This window comes from Janthinobacterium sp. PSPC1-1 (assembly GCF_049897625.1).
Classification (GTDB): domain Bacteria; phylum Pseudomonadota; class Gammaproteobacteria; order Burkholderiales; family Burkholderiaceae_D; genus Janthinobacterium; species Janthinobacterium tructae.
Genome location: NZ_JAFCWP010000006.1, coordinates 306,965 through 325,406, shown reverse-complemented (window position 1 = coordinate 325,406; position 18,442 = coordinate 306,965). Strand labels below are relative to the sequence as shown.

Annotated in this window: 14 protein-coding genes and 8 tRNA genes; 7 read left to right on the top strand and 15 right to left on the bottom strand. The window is 61.1% G+C overall.

The window, feature by feature from the left end:
- Positions 1-112: 112 nt before the first annotated feature.
- The 12 genes from earP to ACP7EG_RS20260 form a co-directional block, all read right to left on the bottom strand.
- Positions 113-1,282 (bottom strand): elongation factor P maturation arginine rhamnosyltransferase EarP, encoded by a 1,170-nt coding sequence (gene earP / locus ACP7EG_RS20315; protein WP_426089046.1) that lies wholly within the window; start codon positions 1,280-1,282, stop codon positions 113-115.
- Positions 1,283-1,381: 99 nt separating this feature from the next.
- Positions 1,382-1,457, bottom strand: a tRNA-Glu gene (locus tag ACP7EG_RS20310).
- A 70-nt stretch (positions 1,458-1,527) separates the two neighbouring features.
- Positions 1,528-1,603: transfer RNA gene (locus ACP7EG_RS20305), tRNA-Glu, on the bottom strand.
- 122 nt (positions 1,604-1,725) lie between these two features.
- Positions 1,726-1,801 (bottom strand) — tRNA-Glu (locus tag ACP7EG_RS20300).
- A 185-nt stretch (positions 1,802-1,986) separates the two neighbouring features.
- Positions 1,987-3,081 carry a DUF5694 domain-containing protein gene (locus tag ACP7EG_RS20295; protein ID WP_426089045.1) on the bottom strand — a complete coding sequence of 365 codons (1,095 nt, stop codon included), beginning with the start codon at positions 3,079-3,081 and terminating at the stop codon, positions 1,987-1,989.
- 582 nt (positions 3,082-3,663) lie between these two features.
- Positions 3,664-3,739 (bottom strand) — tRNA-Ala (locus ACP7EG_RS20290).
- Positions 3,740-3,789: 50 nt separating this feature from the next.
- Positions 3,790-3,865 (bottom strand) — tRNA-Glu (locus ACP7EG_RS20285).
- Between the two features lie 38 nt (positions 3,866-3,903).
- Positions 3,904-3,979, bottom strand: a tRNA-Ala gene (locus ACP7EG_RS20280).
- 134 nt (positions 3,980-4,113) lie between these two features.
- Positions 4,114-4,189, bottom strand: a tRNA-Glu gene (locus ACP7EG_RS20275).
- A gap of 67 nt (positions 4,190-4,256) precedes the next feature.
- Positions 4,257-4,332: transfer RNA gene (locus ACP7EG_RS20270), tRNA-Ala, on the bottom strand.
- A 124-nt stretch (positions 4,333-4,456) separates the two neighbouring features.
- Positions 4,457-5,863, bottom strand: coding sequence for a glutamate--tRNA ligase (gltX, locus tag ACP7EG_RS20265; protein ID WP_426089044.1), 1,407 nt, complete (start codon positions 5,861-5,863; stop codon positions 4,457-4,459).
- 70 nt (positions 5,864-5,933) lie between these two features.
- Complete coding sequence (locus tag ACP7EG_RS20260; protein ID WP_426089043.1) at positions 5,934-6,845, bottom strand: LysR family transcriptional regulator; 912 nt, start codon at positions 6,843-6,845, stop codon at positions 5,934-5,936.
- A 146-nt stretch (positions 6,846-6,991) separates the two neighbouring features.
- Here ACP7EG_RS20260 and lysA point away from each other — a divergent pair, with 146 nt between their 5' ends.
- Positions 6,992-8,230 (top strand): diaminopimelate decarboxylase, encoded by a 1,239-nt coding sequence (lysA, locus tag ACP7EG_RS20255; RefSeq protein ID WP_426089042.1) that lies wholly within the window; start codon positions 6,992-6,994, stop codon positions 8,228-8,230.
- Positions 8,231-8,293: 63 nt separating this feature from the next.
- Entirely contained in the window at positions 8,294-9,859 is a 1,566-nt protein-coding gene (locus ACP7EG_RS20250) for a phospholipase D family protein (protein WP_426089041.1), read from the top strand.
- Between the two features lie 131 nt (positions 9,860-9,990).
- Here the strand turns inward: ACP7EG_RS20250 and ACP7EG_RS20245 are convergent, their stop codons facing one another.
- The 3 genes from ACP7EG_RS20245 to apbC form a co-directional block, all read right to left on the bottom strand.
- Complete coding sequence (locus ACP7EG_RS20245; protein WP_426089040.1) at positions 9,991-11,667, bottom strand: alkaline phosphatase family protein; 1,677 nt, start codon at positions 11,665-11,667, stop codon at positions 9,991-9,993.
- 139 nt (positions 11,668-11,806) lie between these two features.
- On the bottom strand, positions 11,807-12,214 hold the full coding sequence (locus ACP7EG_RS20240; protein WP_426089039.1) for a DUF4399 domain-containing protein: 408 nt from the start codon (positions 12,212-12,214) through the stop codon (positions 11,807-11,809).
- Positions 12,215-12,350: 136 nt separating this feature from the next.
- On the bottom strand, positions 12,351-13,439 hold the full coding sequence (gene apbC / locus ACP7EG_RS20235) for an iron-sulfur cluster carrier protein ApbC (RefSeq protein WP_096234730.1): 1,089 nt from the start codon (positions 13,437-13,439) through the stop codon (positions 12,351-12,353).
- A gap of 160 nt (positions 13,440-13,599) precedes the next feature.
- Here apbC and metG point away from each other — a divergent pair, with 160 nt between their 5' ends.
- The 5 genes from metG (at position 13,600) to panC (ending at position 18,413) form a co-directional block, all read left to right on the top strand.
- Positions 13,600-15,759, top strand: a complete 2,160-nt coding sequence (metG, locus tag ACP7EG_RS20230; RefSeq protein WP_426089038.1) for a methionine--tRNA ligase — start codon at positions 13,600-13,602, stop codon at positions 15,757-15,759.
- Between the two features lie 19 nt (positions 15,760-15,778).
- The gene (locus ACP7EG_RS20225) at positions 15,779-16,258 is read left to right on the top strand and encodes a GNAT family N-acetyltransferase (protein WP_034778216.1); all 480 of its coding nucleotides are present in this window, start codon (positions 15,779-15,781) and stop codon (positions 16,256-16,258) included.
- 107 nt (positions 16,259-16,365) lie between these two features.
- Entirely contained in the window at positions 16,366-16,575 is a 210-nt protein-coding gene (locus ACP7EG_RS20220) for a DUF3460 family protein (protein ID WP_034778041.1), read from the top strand.
- Between the two features lie 17 nt (positions 16,576-16,592).
- Positions 16,593-17,519 (top strand): segregation and condensation protein A, encoded by a 927-nt coding sequence (locus tag ACP7EG_RS20215; protein ID WP_282408436.1) that lies wholly within the window; start codon positions 16,593-16,595, stop codon positions 17,517-17,519.
- A gap of 54 nt (positions 17,520-17,573) precedes the next feature.
- The gene (panC, locus tag ACP7EG_RS20210) at positions 17,574-18,413 is read left to right on the top strand and encodes a pantoate--beta-alanine ligase (protein WP_426089037.1); all 840 of its coding nucleotides are present in this window, start codon (positions 17,574-17,576) and stop codon (positions 18,411-18,413) included.
- The last annotated feature ends 29 nt before the right edge of the window (positions 18,414-18,442 follow it).

Sequence of the window (18,442 nt, the reverse complement as noted above, 5' to 3'; positions counted from 1 at the left end):
TGCATGAAGACCATCTGCCGCCTGTGCGCCATCAGCGCCGCAAGCTTGCGTTTGATCGGTTAAAAATACGTTAGAAATAACCGGGCATTTTACCTTAATTTTTGGCAAGCGCCTATCTCGTCGCGCCGGCGAATGCCAGCAAGTTACTTGCCAGATCGCCATTGGACTGTATCTGCCGCTGCCAGGCCTGCGCGCGCGCCCTGATGCGCGGCAGGTCGGCCTGCAAGGCGGGCCACAGCAGCGTCCACGGCAAGGCGTCCGCGCTGGCGCCATTCCAGGCCAGCGCCGCCTGCACCAGGCTGTCGATGGCACCGTCCGCGTCCATCGCATAGCGCTGCAGGAAGGCGCGCAATTTCACGTGATGCAAGTTCTCATCCTGCAAATAGATATGCCAGAGAAACGGCTGGCCGGCCCATTGCGCGCGCACGAAGGAATCCTCGCCGCGCACGAGATTGACGTCGCAGGCCCACAGCAAGCGGTCGTAATCGTCTTGCGGCACGAAAGGCAACACGCGCACGGTGAGCGCGCCACGCGTGCGCGCCGCACCAGCCGTCGCCGCATCGTCGGCGATAAACGCCTGAACGGCATCGAACGCGACGCCTTCCGGCACCAGGCATGTCACGGGCTCGCTGCCCGCCTGCCACACGCCAAACAACTCGGCGACGGGCGCGGACGGGTAGCAGAACAGCGATACTTTCAAGGCAGACATTTCCGCCGGACGCACGCCAAATTGCCCGAGGAATGCCGCCATGGCGCCGGCATCGGCCTGGAATGCCCGCCTTTTTTCATCGAGCGCCGCTTCGCGCAGCAAGCCGCCCGTTTTATTGGTAAAACCGGGGAAGAAGAAATGCTTGATCATGCCGTGGCGTGGCGAGGTCAGCGCATGGCAGCCCTCGACCCACTCTTCCGCCGTCAAGCCTTCCAGGTTCAGCCACACCGGCTGCGGCGCGCACTGCGCCATGGCGGCGATATAGCCGGGTGGAATGTCGCAGGCAAAAAACTCGATGACGATATCGGCGATATCGTCCGGCGCAAACACGCCCTCCTGATCGCGCCACTGGCGGATCATGACGCCGGACACTTGCTGGACTTCGGCAGTCACATCAATTTCAGGACAGATGCGCTTGAAACTGGATAAATCATCGACCCACAGAGTGACGGCCACGCCGTGCTCGCCGCGCAACTGCCGCGCCAGGCGCCAGCAAATGCCGATATCGCCGTAGTTGTCGACGACTTTGCAGAAGATGGCCAGGGATGGCGCGCGATCGCTAGGTAATGGCATGAGCAGGCAAGAGTGAAGGGGAAACGTTGGCATGCCGGCAAATAACAAAAAAGCCGCGCTGTTACCAGGCGGCTTTTTTGTTGGCTGATTCAGCCGGTCTGGCGTCCCCAAGGGGATTCGAACCCCTGTACTCACCGTGAAAGGGTGATGTCCTAGGCCTCTAGACGATGGGGACAGAAAATCTGTCCAAGATGCGCTGCTTTGCATCCCGACCTGTTACTTTACGTGCTTACTGCTTGCGAATCTGGCGTCCCCAAGGGGATTCGAACCCCTGTACTCACCGTGAAAGGGTGATGTCCTAGGCCTCTAGACGATGGGGACAGAAATCTGTCCTGAATGCATTACTTCGCATCCTGACCCGGTACTGCAGCAATATGACAGAAACAAAAAAAGCCTGACTTGTCAGGCCCGTTCAGCACTGCACTCACTTTACAACTAAATCCTGGCGTCCCCAAGGGGATTCGAACCCCTGTACTCACCGTGAAAGGGTGATGTCCTAGGCCTCTAGACGATGGGGACCTGTGCTGGCTTGACTCTCAGCGGACTCTTCGTTGAAGGCTTTGCTTAGCCCCTCAAAAAAGCGTGCGCGAAGTTTAACACGAAGCGATTCACGAAATCAACTGCTGGCCTCTTATTTTCCATCTTATTGCACTTCCCGCCCCCATGGAAACGCGATGATGGCAGGAAGACAAGGAAACGGGCGATCAGTCTTCCTGGCGCAGGATAGCGTCCGTGCCGACGATGCGCACATCATGCATCTGGTTCAAATAGGCCTCCAGGTAAGCCTTGTGCGACGCCCCCACCACCACCAGCACGCGCATGCCGGGCCGCACCATCATGACTTCGCGGATATTCGATGCCATGCGCAAATTGCGCACCTCCCAGTAGGCCACGTAATTGCGGCCGAAATGCTGTGGCGACGGCTCTTCCAGCGCCGCGCCGAAATCGCTGCGGAAGACCATCTCGGCCTGACCAGGCTCGTTATAGGCACGGTACATGGCCAGCACGCCTGCCGGCGTCGCCAATGCCGCCTCCAGCTCTGCACTGATACGCTTGCGCTGTGCCGTATGCGGGTTGTCCCACGCCTTCATGATCGCCTCGCCGGAAGCCTTTTCGTCCTGCGCATTGTCGGCGGGTGCGTCCGCAGTATGGTCGTCCATCGCATACACCTGCTCATGACCACTCTTCGCCGCCACCACGGCTGCGATCAGCACATCCTCGCCGCGCCGCTGCAGCCGATCATTGAGCATGGCCACCAGCTTTACATCAAGCCCGTCGCCCACTCGCCGCTCCGCCTCCGGCAGACGCAGCCATTGCACCAGCGCGGACGCCCGCTCGCCACCCGCCAGGAACAGCGACGCCAGGGTGCGCCGCTGCGCGGCGGATGGCACCGCCGGCCATGCGGCCAGCAAACGCTGCGCCTGCACAGTGGCCGCCACCACATCCAGGCCGGTCGCCGCCCGCGCGGGAGCGGGATCCCAGCAATAAGACTTGATCGTGTCCGCATAGCGTTGCGGGTAGCTGCGCAGGTACGCACATTGCAGACCGGACAAGGCCTCGATGGCAATGGCTTGCGGCTTCCAGCCAAGCAAACGCGCGTTCAAGGCGCTCAGCTGCGCGGGATCAAACGACTTCGGCAGCTGCGACAGGTGCGGCGTGCCCAGCACCATCACCTCATTGATACGCCCCGATTGCAACTTGTGGGCAGCAAGATCGAAGGGTGCGGCAGCTGCCACGGCAGCGAAAGCCGGAGCGGGAAAGAAAGCGGCAAACAAAATGCTGACAAATAAGCGGGACATTCCACCTCCGGAGTTAAGTAATTCCATGAAAACTGACAGGCGCAAAAACTGCCGCACGCGCAAAGCTGCCCCTCGACAACTTCAACGCCAGAAATCTTATACACCCGGCACTACAATCCACACCCAAAAGCGATGAATGGCAAAAATGGCATTCCGAAACGCAAATGATGCGGACATGCCGCGCGCAAGCAACAAGGAAAGCAGAAAGTAATGACGAAAAAAAAGCCGCGCAAGGCGACTTTGATTATCACGTGACTTCTGCGCTGCTGGTGGAGACTTGCGGGAGCTAAGCGCCGACCTCTTGCACGCCATGCAAGCGCGCTAACAGCTTAACTCTACCCCCCCGAGGGGCAAGGCGATTAATTCACAGACGTAAAAAAAGCCGCTCAAGGCGACTTTGATTTATTCACTACCCGTTTCTGCGCTGTTGGTAGAGGTTGGCGGGAGCTAACCCTGACCTCTTGCATGCCATGCAAGCGCGCTAACAGCTTAGTCATACCCTCCCCCGAGCGAAGAAATCACTGACGCAAATAAAAAAAGTCGCTCAAGGCGACTTTAATTATCATGTGAATTCTGCGCTGTTGGTGGAGGTAAGCGGGATCGAACCGCTGACCTCTTGCATGCCATGCAAGCGCTCTCCCAGCTGAGCTATACCCCCCGGGCGCAGAAACACTGCTACTTCTTCACTACCAAAACACCAGACTGAACTGGCGTCCCCAAGGGGATTCGAACCCCTGTACTCACCGTGAAAGGGTGATGTCCTAGGCCTCTAGACGATGGGGACCACGGAACTACAGTTTTGCTACCTTACTTCTGCGCTGTTGGTGGAGGTAAGCGGGATCGAACCGCTGACCTCTTGCATGCCATGCAAGCGCTCTCCCAGCTGAGCTATACCCCCCGGGCGCAGAAATAATAAAAGCCGCACTTGGCGACTTTGTTCCACTACTTGCTTTCCATCCAGAACCTGTTTTTTACGGGCCTGAACTTACAACAATCAGTACAAACAACTGCCACTACTATACCACAACTACCTGGCGTCCCCAAGGGGATTCGAACCCCTGTACTCACCGTGAAAGGGTGATGTCCTAGGCCTCTAGACGATGGGGACCGCGGAACTTCCAAACAACATCTGCACCACTTCAACGACTAACAAAACCTGACTGCGATTTTGCTGCTGGTGGAGGTAAGCGGGATCGAACCGCTGACCTCTTGCATGCCATGCAAGCGCTCTCCCAGCTGAGCTATACCCCCGTTGGTGCAGAAACAAGAGTATAGCAAAGAAGTTTCACTCTGCAAATACCCTTTTTCGTCTATGAGCAACTTTTCATAGGGGCGGTTTCCGCACACTGTTTTTACACATATTTCTACGCGTCGATTACAGCCACTTTGCCAGGCGCGCCAGCACGGTGTCGCGGCCGAAGATCACCACCACCTGGTCGATGGCCGGCGTCTGCAGCTGGCCCGTCAAAATCAGGCGCAAGGGCATGGCCAGCAGCGGCATCTTGATGGTGTTGGCCGCCAGCACTTCCTTGATCATGGCGGCCACGGCTTCCTTGCTCCACTCCACCGTGGCGATGCGCTCGGCAAACTGCGCCAGCACGGGCTTGATGGCATCCGTGATGTGCTGCGTTACCAGTTCCGCTTCCGGTTGCGGCGCGCGGAAGAACAGCATCGAAGCGGCAGCCAGTTCATTGACCGTATTGGCGCGCTCTTTCATCATGCCCAGCACTTGTGCCAGGTCCGGCGCACCTTCGAAGACGGCGCCGGCAGCGACCATTTGCGGGCGCGCCAGGTCGGCCAGGCGGGTGTTGTCGGCCTGCTTGATATAGTGATTGTTCAGCCAGGCCAGTTTTTCATTGTTGAACTGGGCCGCCGATTTCGACAGGTGGTTCAGGTTGAACCACTCGCAGAACTGCTCGGTCGAGAACACTTCATCGTCGCCATGGCTCCAGCCCAGGCGCGCCAGGTAGTTCAGCATCGCTTCCGGCAGGAAGCCCTGCGCCGGGTAATCCATCACGCTGACGGCGCCGTGGCGCTTTGACAGCTTCTCGCCGTCCGCCCCCAAAATCATCGGCAGATGGCCATACAGCGGCAGCGGTGCGCCGATGGCGCGCAGGATGTTGATCTGGCGCGGTGTGTTGTTGACATGGTCGTCGCCGCGGATCACGTGCGTGATCTGCATGTCCCAGTCATCGACGGCCACGCAGAAGTTGTATGTCGGCGTGCCGTCCGGGCGGGCGATCACCAGGTCGTCCAGCTCACGGTTGGAAATCGTGATCGTGCCCTTGACGACATCGTCCCACGTCACGTCGCCATCGAGCGGGTTCTTGAAGCGCACGACGGGCTTGCGGTCGGCAGGGATGGCCGGCAGGGTCTTGCCCGGCTCCGGACGCCAGGTGCCGTCGTAGCGCGGCTTTTCGCCGGCGGCGCGCATGCGCTCGCGCATCGCTTCGACTTCGTCCGGCGAGGAATAGCAATGGTAAGCCGTACCCTCTGCCAGCATCTGCGCCACCACTTCGCGGTAGCGGTCCATGCGTTGCATCTGGTAGAACGGGCCTTCGTCGTGGTCCAGGCCCAGCCACTTCATGCCTTCGATGATGGCTTGCACGGCTTCCGGCGTGGAGCGCTCCACGTCCGTGTCTTCGATGCGCAGCACGAAGGTGCCACCGAAGTGGCGGGCATACGCCCAGCTGTATAAAGCGGTGCGGGCGCCGCCCAGGTGCAGATAGCCGGTCGGGCTGGGAGCGAAACGGGTACGGACGGGAGTAGCGGTTGTGGTCATCGAGGTAATCAGGCTTGAATAAGTAAAACGCCATTTTACTCTGTTGACCGCCGCCGCTCCACAAGCGCCGTCACAGCTGCAGCAAGCGCCTTTTCACCTCGTCCGCCTGGGCATGCAGCGCCTGCTCGAACAGGGCGACCAGTTGCGACAGGGGGCGGTGCAAAGGTTTCACGAGATTCACCGTGAACGGCAAGGATACGGCGAAGCGGCGGATCTGCAAGCCCTGCCCCGCGTAGTCCAGCGCCGTGAGCGGATTGACGATGGCCAGCCCCACGCCTTCGCGCACCATGGCGCAGACGGAGGCGGCGCTGTGCGTGTCGAGCGCCATGCGCCGCTCCACACCGGCTTGCGCGAAGATGGCGTCGATCTGCTGGCGGTAGGGATCGACGGCGGCCAGACTGATGAAAGGCTGGCCCGCAAAGTCCGCCGGCTGCAGCACGGATTTCGCCGCCAGCGGGTGCCCATCGGGCAGCACGCACACCTCGTCGACGGACATCAGGGTATCGAGCGCGGTCCCCGGTGGCGCATTGTCTACTTCCGTCAGGCCGATGTCGTGGCGCTGCGCCGACAGCCACTCTTCCAGCAGCGGCGACTCCTGCGGCGTGATGCTGATGCTCACCTTGGGAAAGTCGGCGACGAAGCGCTTGCACGCCTGCGGCAGCAGCGACTGGGAAAACACGGGCAGGCAGGCGATCGACAGCTGCCCCTGGTCGAACTGGCGCAAGGCCGCCGCCGTGCTGACGATGCGCTCCAGGCCGAAATACGCGCGCTGCACTTCCTCGAACAGCTGCAGCGCCTGCGCCGTCGGGCGCAGCCGCCCCCGCTCGCGCTCGAACAAGGTCAAACCCGTCAAGTGTTCGAGGCGCGCCAGCTCGCGGCTGACGGTGGGCTGCGAGGTATGCAGCATGGCGGCGGCCGCCGTCACGCTGCCCGTCGTCATGATGGCGCGAAAGACCTCTATATGGCGCAGGGAGATAGTCATGCTCATATCATAAATGAATAAGGTAGGCTTAAATAGATATTTTATGTTTACAAAGAAAACCCGCATGATGCTCGGCACGTAGGTCGGATTAGCGGGCAAAGCCCGCGTAATCCGACGCCACCCATAACATGACAAAGACAACCACCATGAAACCAGTGCCAGACGCCACCCTCGCCCAACTCGCCCAGCAACACGGCACGCCCCTGTGGGTGTATGACGCGGCCACCATCCGCGCGCGCGTGGCGCAACTGGCGCAGTTCGACACCGTGCGCTTCGCGCAGAAGGCCAATTCGAACATCCATCTGCTCACCCTGATGCGCGAAGCGGGCGTGCACGTGGACGCCGTCTCGCTGGGCGAGATCGAACGCGCCCTGCAGGCAGGCTTTACGCCGGCGCAAACGAATGGCGCCGCCGGCGTGGTATTCACCTGCGACCTGTTCGACCGCGCCACCCTGGCGCGCGTGGCGGCAGCGAAGATCGAAGTCAATTGCGGCTCCGTCGACATGCTGCGCCAGCTGGGCCCCGTGTCGCCCGGCCACCGCGTCTGGCTGCGCATCAATCCCGGTTATGGCCATGGCCACAGCAACAAGACCAATACGGGCGGCGAAAACAGCAAGCACGGTATCTGGCACGCAGAACTGCCAGAGGCGCTGGCCGTCATCCGCGCGCATGGCCTGCACCTGGTGGGCCTGCACATGCACATCGGCTCGGGCGTCGACTACAGCCACCTGGAAACCGTCTGCGGCACCATGGTCGACCTGGTGAAGAACATGGGCCACGACATCGAAGCCATTTCCACGGGCGGCGGCCTGTCCGTGCCTTACCGCGAAGGCGAGCAACCGGTCGACACGGACCACTACTTCCAGCTGTGGGATGCGGCGCGCAAGCAGATCGAGGCGCACCTGGGCCACGCCGTGCACCTGGAAATCGAACCGGGCCGCTTCCTGGTGGCCGACGCGGGCTTGCTGGTGGCCGAAGTGCGCGCCACCAAGCAAATGGGCGGCAACCATTTCACCTTGCTCGACACGGGCTTCAATGAACTGATGCGCCCCGCCATGTACGGCAGCTACCATGAAATGTCGGTCATCGCGCATGACGGCCGGGCACTGGACACGCAACACGCCACAGTGGTCGGCGGCCCCCTGTGCGAATCGGGCGACGTGTTTACCCAGCGCGATGGCGGCGTGGTCGAAACCCGCTTGTTGCCCGCAGCGCAGGTGGGCGACTACGTGGTGTTCGAAGGCGCGGGCGCGTATGGCGCGTCGATGTCGTCGAACTACAACAGCCGCCCGCATGCGGCCGAATACCTGGTCGATGGGGCGCAATCCCGTTTGATCCGCCGCCGCCAGACGGTGGCCGAGCTGATCGCGCTGGAACAACTGTAAAACCGCGCCCGCGTGCGGGCATGCGCATCTGCTAACATCGGGGCAATTCGATGAAAGCCTGCCATGCCCGCCCAAGCACTTCCCTTCCGCAGCACCACCCGGCTGCTGCTGTCCCTGCTGCTGTCCGCCGTCCTTGCCGGCTGCGCTTCACTGCCTTCGCTGGAAGGCCGCAGCGCGTCAACCGTCATGGCCGACACAAAGCACACCCAGCTGGCCACGGCCATTGCGCCCATGGTGGCGCAGCATCCCGGCGTGTCCGGCATTTATCCGCTGGTCGACGGGCGCGACGCCTTTGCCGCGCGCGCGCTGCTAGCCGCCGCCGCCCAGCGCAGCCTGGACGTGCAGTACTACATCTGGCACAAGGACATCACCGGCACCCTGCTGTTCGACGCCCTGCGCCAGGCGGCCGAACGGGGCGTGCGCGTGCGCCTGCTGCTCGACGATAACAACACGGCGGGTCTGGACCAGACCCTAAGCATGCTGGGCAAGCAGCAGAATCTGGAAATCCGCCTGTTCAATCCCTTCGTGCCCCGCGCGCCGCGCGCGCTCGCCTTTGCCACCGATTTTTCCCGCCTCAACCGGCGCATGCACAATAAATCGTTTACGGCCGATAACCAGGCCACCATCGTCGGTGGACGCAATGTGGGCGATGAATATTTTGGCGCGGCCGGCGACGTGCTGTTTGCCGACCTTGACGTGCTGGCCGTCGGCCCCGTCGTCGACGAGGTCTCGCAGGATTTCGACCGCTACTGGAACAGCGCCTCGGCCTACCCGGCCAGTCTGCTGCTGACCAGCCCAGTCGAGGGCGATGCGGCCACCATCGCCGCCGAAGCGGACCGCATCGACGACACCAGGGCCGCCGAGGAATACGTGCAGGCGCTGCGCACTTCGCCCTTCGTCAGGCAGATGATGGAACGCACCCTGCCCTTCGAATGGGCGCGCACGCGCATGGTCAGCGACGACCCGGCCAAGGTGCTGGACAAGGCCCGGCCCGGCACGGGCGTGGCGGAAAACCTGCAAAACCTGCTGGGCGTGCCGGAAAAGGAAGTGGACTTGGTGTCGCCATATTTCGTGCCCGGCAAAGCCGGCACCCAGGCCTTTGCGGACCTGGCAAAAAAAGGCGTGGGCGTGCGCATCCTGACGAATGCGCTGGAAGCGACCGACGTGGCGGCCGTGCATGCGGGCTATGCGAAGTGGAGAAGGCCTCTGCTGGAAGCGGGCGTGCTGCTGTATGAATCGCGCCGCTCATGGGAACGGGGCGACGCGCGCGCGCAGCCCGGCCACCTGGGCAGCTCCGCATCGAGCCTGCATGCGAAGACCTTTGCCGTCGATGACCGGCGCATCTTTGTCGGCTCGTTCAACTTCGACCCGCGCTCGATCGAGTTGAACACGGAAATGGGCCTCGTCATCGACAGCCACGCGCTGGCCAGCCAGCTGGGCCTGGCCATGCGCACCACCATCCCGCAACGCGCCTACCAGGTGCTGCTAGGCGACGACGGCGCGCTGTACTGGATCGCCCGCGACGCCAGCGGCGCCACCACGCGCTACGACACGGAACCGGGCACCAGCGTGTGGAAGCGCATGGGCGTGGCGATTCTATCGCTGCTGCCGATTGATTGGCTGCTGTAAGCTGTTTTGCCAACACTGTTGTCGGATTACGCGGGGCTTTGCCCCGCTAATCCGACCTACGCTCTTCGCAAGGTCATCGTAGGTCGGGTTAGCGCAAAGCACGTAACCCGACAAGCACGTAGCCCCCTCTTCTACCGCACCACCTCCGTCAACACCCGCCCTTCCGACGCGGAAGGCTGGCGTATGCGCAGCAGATGGGCCAGCGTAGGCGCGATGTCGACCACTTCCGCATACTGGCCATAGGCGCCCGGCTTGATCCAGCGGGGGCCGAAGACCATCAGCGGCACGTTGGTGTCATACGTGTACGGCGTGCCATGCGAGGTGCCACCAGCGCCCTTGCCGAAGTACCAGGCCGGCTTTGTGACGAGCATCAGATCGCCCGACAACTGGCGGTTCCAGGCGCGGCGCATCAGCGTGTCCATGCGCGTGGCGACGGCGCCCGTTTCCATCTGCGTGCGCGTGTAGACCTGCGCCAGACCGTCCTGCTGCAGCAGGAAGCGGGCCGCCGCGTCTTCCAGCGCGGCGCGATGGACGCCGCTCTTTTCCGCCAGCGCGTAATCGAGGTAGATATTCGGCAGCGACGACGTCGTCACCAGTTTATCGATGCCCAGGGTCGTTGCCAGGTGCTGGTTCAAGCCATCGACCAGTTTGGCGCCGTCGATGCGCTTGGCGGAGAAGCCCCGCGTTTCAGAAAATTCCGGCACGTTGGCAAAGCCATGGTCGGCCGTCAGCACCACCAGCACGTTATCCATGCCGACTTTTTTATCCAGGTCGGCAAAGAAGCCAGCCAGCATGCGGTCCAGGCGCTGCAGGTGGTCGTGCGACATCCTGCTTTCCGGGCCGTAGGCGTGGTTCACATAATCGTGCGCGGACAGGCTCACGCCGAGGATATCGGGCACGCCGGCCGGGTTGCGGCCCAGGTTTTCGCCATCGATGGCGGCGCGCGCAAATTCCAGGGTCAGCTCATCGAGGAAGGGACCGGACTTCAAGCGGCTGTAGTACTCGCCATCGAGCTTGCCGCTGTCGCTGTAGTAGGCGAACGGGAAGGTGTTGCGCGTGCCCGGCTTGGCCGGCACGATGTCCTCGCGCGCGTCATTGGCGTAGGCGCTGTCGGCCAGCAACGGCGTCCAGCTCTTGCCATAGTAGCGATCCTGCGGCTTGGCTGTCTGGTAGCGCTGCACCCATTGCGGATGCTGCTGCATGTAATAGGTACTGCTGGCGAAGTTGCCCGTCTTTTCCATGTACATATAGGCGGTGCCCGTTTTCCCCGCCAGCAGGATGGCGCCGCGGTCCTTGCCCGACACCGTGACGACCTTGGCCTTGTCGCCCGTGGCATAGCGCAGTTCGTCGCCCAGGGTGCTGACGCGCAGCCTGGTCGGCGCGGTGCCGTCGTCGGGCTGAGTTGCTTCGCCGATGTAGTGGAAATTGCCATCCTCGGTGCAGTACACGGATTTTTTCGTGACGGGATCGATCCAGTTATTGCCGATCACGCCATGCTGGTACGGGTAAGCGCCCGACAGCACTGCCGAGTGGCCGATGGCCGTCACCGTGATGCCATGCGCCTGGTGCGCATCGCTGAACCACGCGCCCTGCTCCAGCAGGCGGCGGAAACCGCCCTGGCCGAACTGCTCGCGGTAGCGCGTCACCTGTTCCTGCGGCAAGCCGTCCACCACCAGCACCACCACCAGCTTCGGCTGCGCCGCAGCATTGGGAACTGCCTTAGCCGCATGCGCCTGGCACGCCGCCACGCTGGCCACCAGCAGCAACGCCTGCGCCAGTTGCCGGGAAAGGGAGAAATTCTTGCTCATATGCACTCATCCAAAGTTAGGCCATCGGGCAGCATACGCCGACTATATGACGCAATGATGACAAAAAGCAATAACAAGAAAAAGGCCGGGTTCCATCGCTGGAACCCGGCCTGATGCCGACATGAATCAATGTGCGCGATTACTTGACCGTCACCTTGATGCTTTTGCTCAACTCCGGCCCATACGACTGGTGCGCGCCGTTGGCGAACTGCATGGTCAAGGTGTACTGGCCCGGCGGCAAGGTGACGTCCGTTTCCGTTTGCGCTTTGCCGAAATGCAAATGTTTATCATCCATGGGTATCATCTCACCCGCCTTCATCGGCCCCATATTGATGAGCAGATGATGGTGACCCGTCTTCGCCGTCATGTCACCGGCCGGCTTGACGTCCATGCCGCTGACGGCAAATTTCACCTTGAACGGACTGGTCACCGTCGCGCCATCAACAGGCTCGACGAACGAAACGGATTGGGCAAAGGCGCTGGCGGCCAGCAGGCTGCCAACAACCACGGCTGCGGCTTGGCGCAGGAATACAGTATTCAGGTGCATGATGTCTCCTCTTGTTTAATAACAACACGGACTGCATGAAACCATATTCCTGACGAGCATGGCGCAGGATTGTTAACCCATGAAGGGCCGGGGTCGAACCCTGAGGGTTCGACCCCAGTCTCTGCCTTGGGTTAAATCAGTCGTTTTTAATAACGATGCTCGGGAACTTGCTCGTCATATCCTTCGCCTTTTCCGCCACCTTGATCGCGATGGTGCGGGCGATCTGCTTGTAGATCGCGGCGACGGGGCCATCGGGCTCGGCCACGACGGTAGGCGTACCCGAATCCGTCTGCTGGCGAATCGCCATGGTCAAGGGCAAGGCGCCGAGGAATTCCACGCCAAAGTCGGCGCACATCTTCGCGCCGCCGCCGGCACCGAAAATTTCTTCCGCATGGCCGCAGTTCGAGCAGATGTGCGTGCTCATGTTTTCCACCACACCGAGGATCGGAATGCCGACTTTCTCGAACATTTTGAGACCCTTGCGCGCGTCCAGCAGCGCGATGTCCTGCGGCGTCGTGACGATGACGGCGCCGGTGACAGGCACTTTTTGCGACAGGGTCAGCTGAATGTCACCCGTGCCTGGCGGCATGTCGACGATCAAATAGTCAAGGTCGCGCCAGTTGGTCTGGTCCAGCAGTTGCTGCAAGGCTTGCGTGACCATCGGGCCGCGCCACACCATCGGTTCGTCCGGATCGATCATGAAGCCGATCGACGACACTTGCAGGCCGTGGTTTTCCATCGGCTCCATGCTCTTGCCATCGAGGGTCTTCGGCTGGCCGCTGATGCCCAGCATCATCGGCTGCGACGGGCCATAGATATCGGCGTCGAGCATGCCGACACTGGCGCCTTCGGCCGCCAGTGCCAGGGCCAGGTTGACGGCCGTGGTCGATTTACCCACGCCGCCCTTGCCGGAAGCGACGGCAATGATGTTTTTCACGTTGCTCATCGGCTTCAAGCCGCGCTGCACCGTGTGCGAAATGATTTTCGACGACACGCCCACGCTGACGTTGCCCACGCCCGGCAGCACGCGCAGCGCGGCCAGCACGGACTTGCGGATCAGGTCGATCTGGCTTTTGGCGGGGTAGCCCAGCTCGATGTCGAGGGAAATATCATTGCCATCGACCTTCAGATTCTTGACGGTTTTGCTGGAAACGAAATCTTTATGTGTATTTGGATCAATAACCTGGGCCAGCGCGGCCTTGACGTCTTCTACTGTGATGCTCATGTAAATCTCCGTGTGTACTACATATGTGCAATACGCGCAGTCTAGCGCAAATTTGCATGGCGCGATGGCGGCAAAAGCATCACTTGCCAGCGCTGCATCTGCTCATATTGCCTTTCCGCTGTTAAAATGCCCTATTATCCATCCCAAAAGTGCATCAATCATGACTCGCAAGCTGTTCGTCACCACTGCCCTGCCTTACGCAAACGCCGCTTTTCACATTGGCCACATCATGGAATACATCCAGGCTGATATCTGGGTCCGGTTCCAGCGAATGCAACGCGATGGCGCAGCCGGCCGTGAAGTGCACTTTGTGGGCGCCGACGATACGCATGGCACGCCCATCATGATCGCCGCCGAAAAGGAAGGCATCACGCCGCAGCAATTCGTCGCCAACATCGCCGCGGGCCGCGCCCAGTACCTCGATGGCTTCCATATCGCCTTCGATAACTGGTATTCGACCGACTCGCCGGAAAACGTCGACCTGTCGCAATCGATCTACCGCAAGCTGCGCGATACGGGCCTGATCGTCACGAAAACCGTCGACCGCTTCTTCGATCCGGTCAAGGGCATGTTCCTGGCCGACCGCAACATCAAGGGCGAATGCCCGAAATGCGGCGCCAAGAACCAGTACGGCGACAATTGCGAAGTGTGCGGCGCGGCCTACCAGCCGACCGACCTGGTCAATCCGTTCTCCGTGTTTACCAATGCGACGCCCGTGATGAAGCCGTCGGAACAGTATTTCTTCAAGCTGTCCGACCCGCGCTGCTTCGAATTCCTGAAAAGCTGGCTGAATACGCCAGGCCGCTTGCAGCCTGAAATGGTCAACAAGGTCAGCGAATGGCTGGGCGAAGCGGGTGAAAAGCTGGCCGACTGGGATATTTCGCGCGACGCACCCTACTTCGGCATCCCGATTCCCGATGCGCCGGGCAAGTTCTTCTATGTGTGGATGGATGCGCCTGTCGGTTACCTGGCCAGCCTGAAAAACTATTGCGACAAGAAAGGCATCGATTTCGACGCCTTCCTGAATGACCCAGCGACGGAACAGATCCACTTCATCGGCAAGGACATCGTTTCCTTCCATTTGCTGTTCTGGCCCGCCATGCTGAAGTTCGCCAATCACCCGGTGATCGACAAACTGAAAGTCAACGTCCACGGCTTCCTGACGGTCAATAACGAAAAAATGTCGAAGTCGCGCGGCACGGGCATTTCGCCGCTGCGCTACCTGGATCTGGGCATGAACCCGGAATGGCTGCGCTATTACATCGCCTTCAAGCTGAACTCGAAAGTGGAAGACCTGGACTTCAACGGCGAAGATTTTGTCGCCCGCGTGAACAGCGACCTGATCGGCAAATACGTGAACATCGCCAGCCGCTGCGCCGGCTTCATCGCCAAGCGTTTCGACGGCAAGCTGGCGAGCACCCTGTCCGAAGGCGCGCAAAGCTGGATCAACCGCGCGCTGACGGTGGACGTGAATGGCGTCATCGTCGAGCGCCAGGCCAGCATCGCCGCGCACTTCGAGAACCGCGAATTCGGCAAGGCCTTGCGCGAAATCATGGAAATCGCCGACATCACCAACCAGTATGTCGATGAAAACAAGCCGTGGATTTTGGCCAAGGATGCGGAAAAAACAGCCGAGTTGCACGACGTGTGCACCACGGCCCTGATCCTGTTCCGCCAGCTGACGATTCTGCTGTCGCCGGTGCTGCCGGGTGTGACCAAGAACGTGGCCTCGTTCCTCAACGACGCCGAGTTCAGCTGGGCGGATACGCAAGTGTTCGGCGACGCCGTCGCGAACAGCATGCTGGGCCGCACCATCGGCGCCTACAGCCACTTGATGACGCGCATGGATGCGAAGATGATCGAAGCGCTGTTTGACGCGCCGCAAGCGGCCCCCGCCATTGCCGCACCGGCCGGCGACGCCGCCAACGACGCAGCAGTGCCTGAAGCTGCCACCGCTGCCGCCATCGAAGAACTCGCGCCCGAGATCAAGATCGACGACTTCCTCAAGGTCGACTTGCGCATCGCCAAAATCGTCAACTGCGAACTGGTCGAAGGTTCCGACAAGCTGCTGCGCCTGACGCTGGATGCGGGCGAAGGCCGCTTGCGCAATGTGTTTTCGGGTATCCGTTCGGCGTACCAGCCGGAAGAGCTGGTCGGCAAGCTGACCGTGCTGGTGGCCAACCTGGCGCCGCGCAAGATGAAGTTCGGCATTTCGGAAGGCATGGTCATGGCCGCGTCCGCCGCCGACGAGAAGGCGAATCCGGGCATCTACATCCTGAACCCGTGGCCGGGCGCCGAACCTGGCATGCGCATCCGCTAAGCCCCCACAAGGACCGATGATGAATATCGTGGTGCGCGAAGCAACAAATGCCGATGCACAACTGATGGCCGAACTGACCCGCGCTGCGTGGGCCGGCAAGGTGGCGGCCTCGTCCAGTGGACACCATGAGACGGCACAACAGGTGGAAGAGCAACTGCGCCACGGCGGCGGTTTTCTGTTGCTGATCGACGACATTCCAGCCGGTTCGCTGCGCTGGATGCCGCTCGACAGCGACCCCGCCATCTGGAAGATTTCACGCATGGGCGTGCTGCCAGCGTACCGGGGCAGCCATGTTTCGCAACATTTGCTCGAAGCCATCATTCATCACGGCCTGTCGTGCCAGGCCGAGGAATTGCGCCTGGCAGTGCGGCGCGACCAGCGCAAGTTGATCGATTTTTATGCGGCCTTTGAATTCGATCTGGCCGAAGAACTGGAATATTCGCACGCCAACCCCGCCGAACCGGCGCCGATGGTGATGCGGCGTTTGCTGCGTTATTGATTTTTAGCAATTTCGCCCCGGACTTGCCGATACAACAACCCGCCAAGCGGTACGGCGCGGTAAAATACGGCCGGCTGACCTTACTTATAAGACACTCAGAAGAGAATATGAAACTGCCTGCAAAACACAACAACTACGTATCCGACCACACCTTGTTCATCGCCGAACTGAAGGCCAAGAATCCTGGCATGGAAGCGGGCCAGCAAGCGGGCCGCGCCCTGCTGTGGGACAAGCCGGCCGTCAGCATCGATGAGCAGGAACGCCAGCTGGCATCGGCCGTCAAGCAACAGGCTTACGTTTACCAGAACAAGAACTAAGATCTGGAACCGGCACGATGCTGCCTGAAGAGTCTGTAGTCACGCCGGAAGCCGACGCTTCCGGTGCCGGCGCAGTCATCGAGTCGCCCGAACCCGCCACTGGCGGCGACGGCAGCGGCGACCCTGCAGCATCTGCAAGCACGGACGCGGCGCCTGCCGCCGAGCCGCCAGGCATCGTCCGCCTGTATGGCGAACCGATGCTGCGCATGCCGACGGATTTGTACATCCCGCCGGACGCGCTGGAAATCTTCCTCGAAGCCTTCGAAGGCCCGCTCGACTTGCTGCTCTACCTGATCCGCAAGCAAAACTTCAACATTCTCGATATTCCGATGGCGCAGGTGACCCTGCAATATCTGAAATACGTGGACCAGATCCGCGTGAGCAACCTGGAACTGGCCGCCGAGTACCTGTTGATGGCGGCCATGCTGATCGAGATCAAGTCGCGCATGCTTTTGCCTTCGCGCAAGAGCGACGTCGAGGAAGACGGCGGCGATCCCCGTGCCGAACTGGTACGCCGCCTGCTCGAGTACGAGCAGATCAAGCTGGCCGCCTACGACCTGAACACCATTCCCCAGTTCGAGCGCGATTTCGTGCGCACGCAGATTTTCATCGAGCAAAGCCTGACGCCCACCTGGCCCGACGTGGAACCGGTGGACTTGCAGCAGGCCTGGCTCGACGTGCTGAAACGCGCCAAATTGACCCAGCACCACCGCATCAGCCGCCAGGAACTGTCCGTGCGCGAGCACATGTCGAGCATCCTGCGCCATTTGCAGTCGTCGCGCTTCGTCGAGTTCAGCGAGCTGTTCGACATTGCCGGCGGCGTGCCCGTGGTGGTGGTCAATTTCGTGGCCTTGCTGGAACTGGCCAAGGAAACCCTGATCGAAATCACGCAGGCAGAACCGTTTGCCCCCATCTACGTCCGGCTGGCGTATTCGCCCGCCTGATCCCTTCCCTTTGTCACTGACCACCGTACAACGGGGTTTTAGCGAAAGCAATCCATGAAAATTATTTCCGACATCGAAGAATTGCGCGACCAGCTCAGCGGACAGCTGCGCACGGCGTTCGTCCCCACCATGGGCAACCTGCACGAAGGCCATCTGTCGCTGATGCGTCTGGCGCGCAAGCATGGCGACCCTGTCGTCGCCTCGATCTTCGTGAACCGCCTGCAATTCGGCCCGAACGAAGACTTCGAAAAATATCCGCGCACCATGGCGGCCGACGTCGCCAAGCTGGAAAAGGAAGGCGTGTACGTGCTGTTCGCGCCGACGGAAAAGGAACTCTACCCGGAACCGCAGGAATACCGCGTGCGCCCGCCCGATGATCTGGGCAATACCCTGGAAGGGGAATTCCGCCCCGGCTTCTTCGAAGGCGTGTGCACGGTCGTCACCAAGCTGTTCTCGTGCGTGGGTCCGCGAGTGGCCGTGTTCGGCAAGAAGGATTACCAGCAACTGATGATCATCCGCAACATGGCGCGCCAGTTCGCGCTGCCGACGGAAATCATCGCCGCCGAAACGTATCGGGCCGACGATGGCCTGGCCTTATCGTCGCGCAATATGTACCTGTCGGAAAGCGAACGCGCGGAAGCGCCGGAACTGTACAAGGGACTTAATTTCGTGGCCGAGGAAGTGCGCAAGGGCAACCTGGCCGTGGGTGAACTGGAACGGGCTGCCATGCAACTGCTCGACGGCCGCGGCTGGAAATCGGACTACATCGCCGTGCGCAAGCGCGCCAACCTGCAAGCGCCAAGCGCCGCCGAACTGGCCGCCGGCGAACCGCTGGTGGTGCTGGCTGCGGCCAAGCTGGGGCAGACGCGATTAATTGATAATTTAGAAATTTAAACGCAATCACAACGGGGCCATTCGGCCCC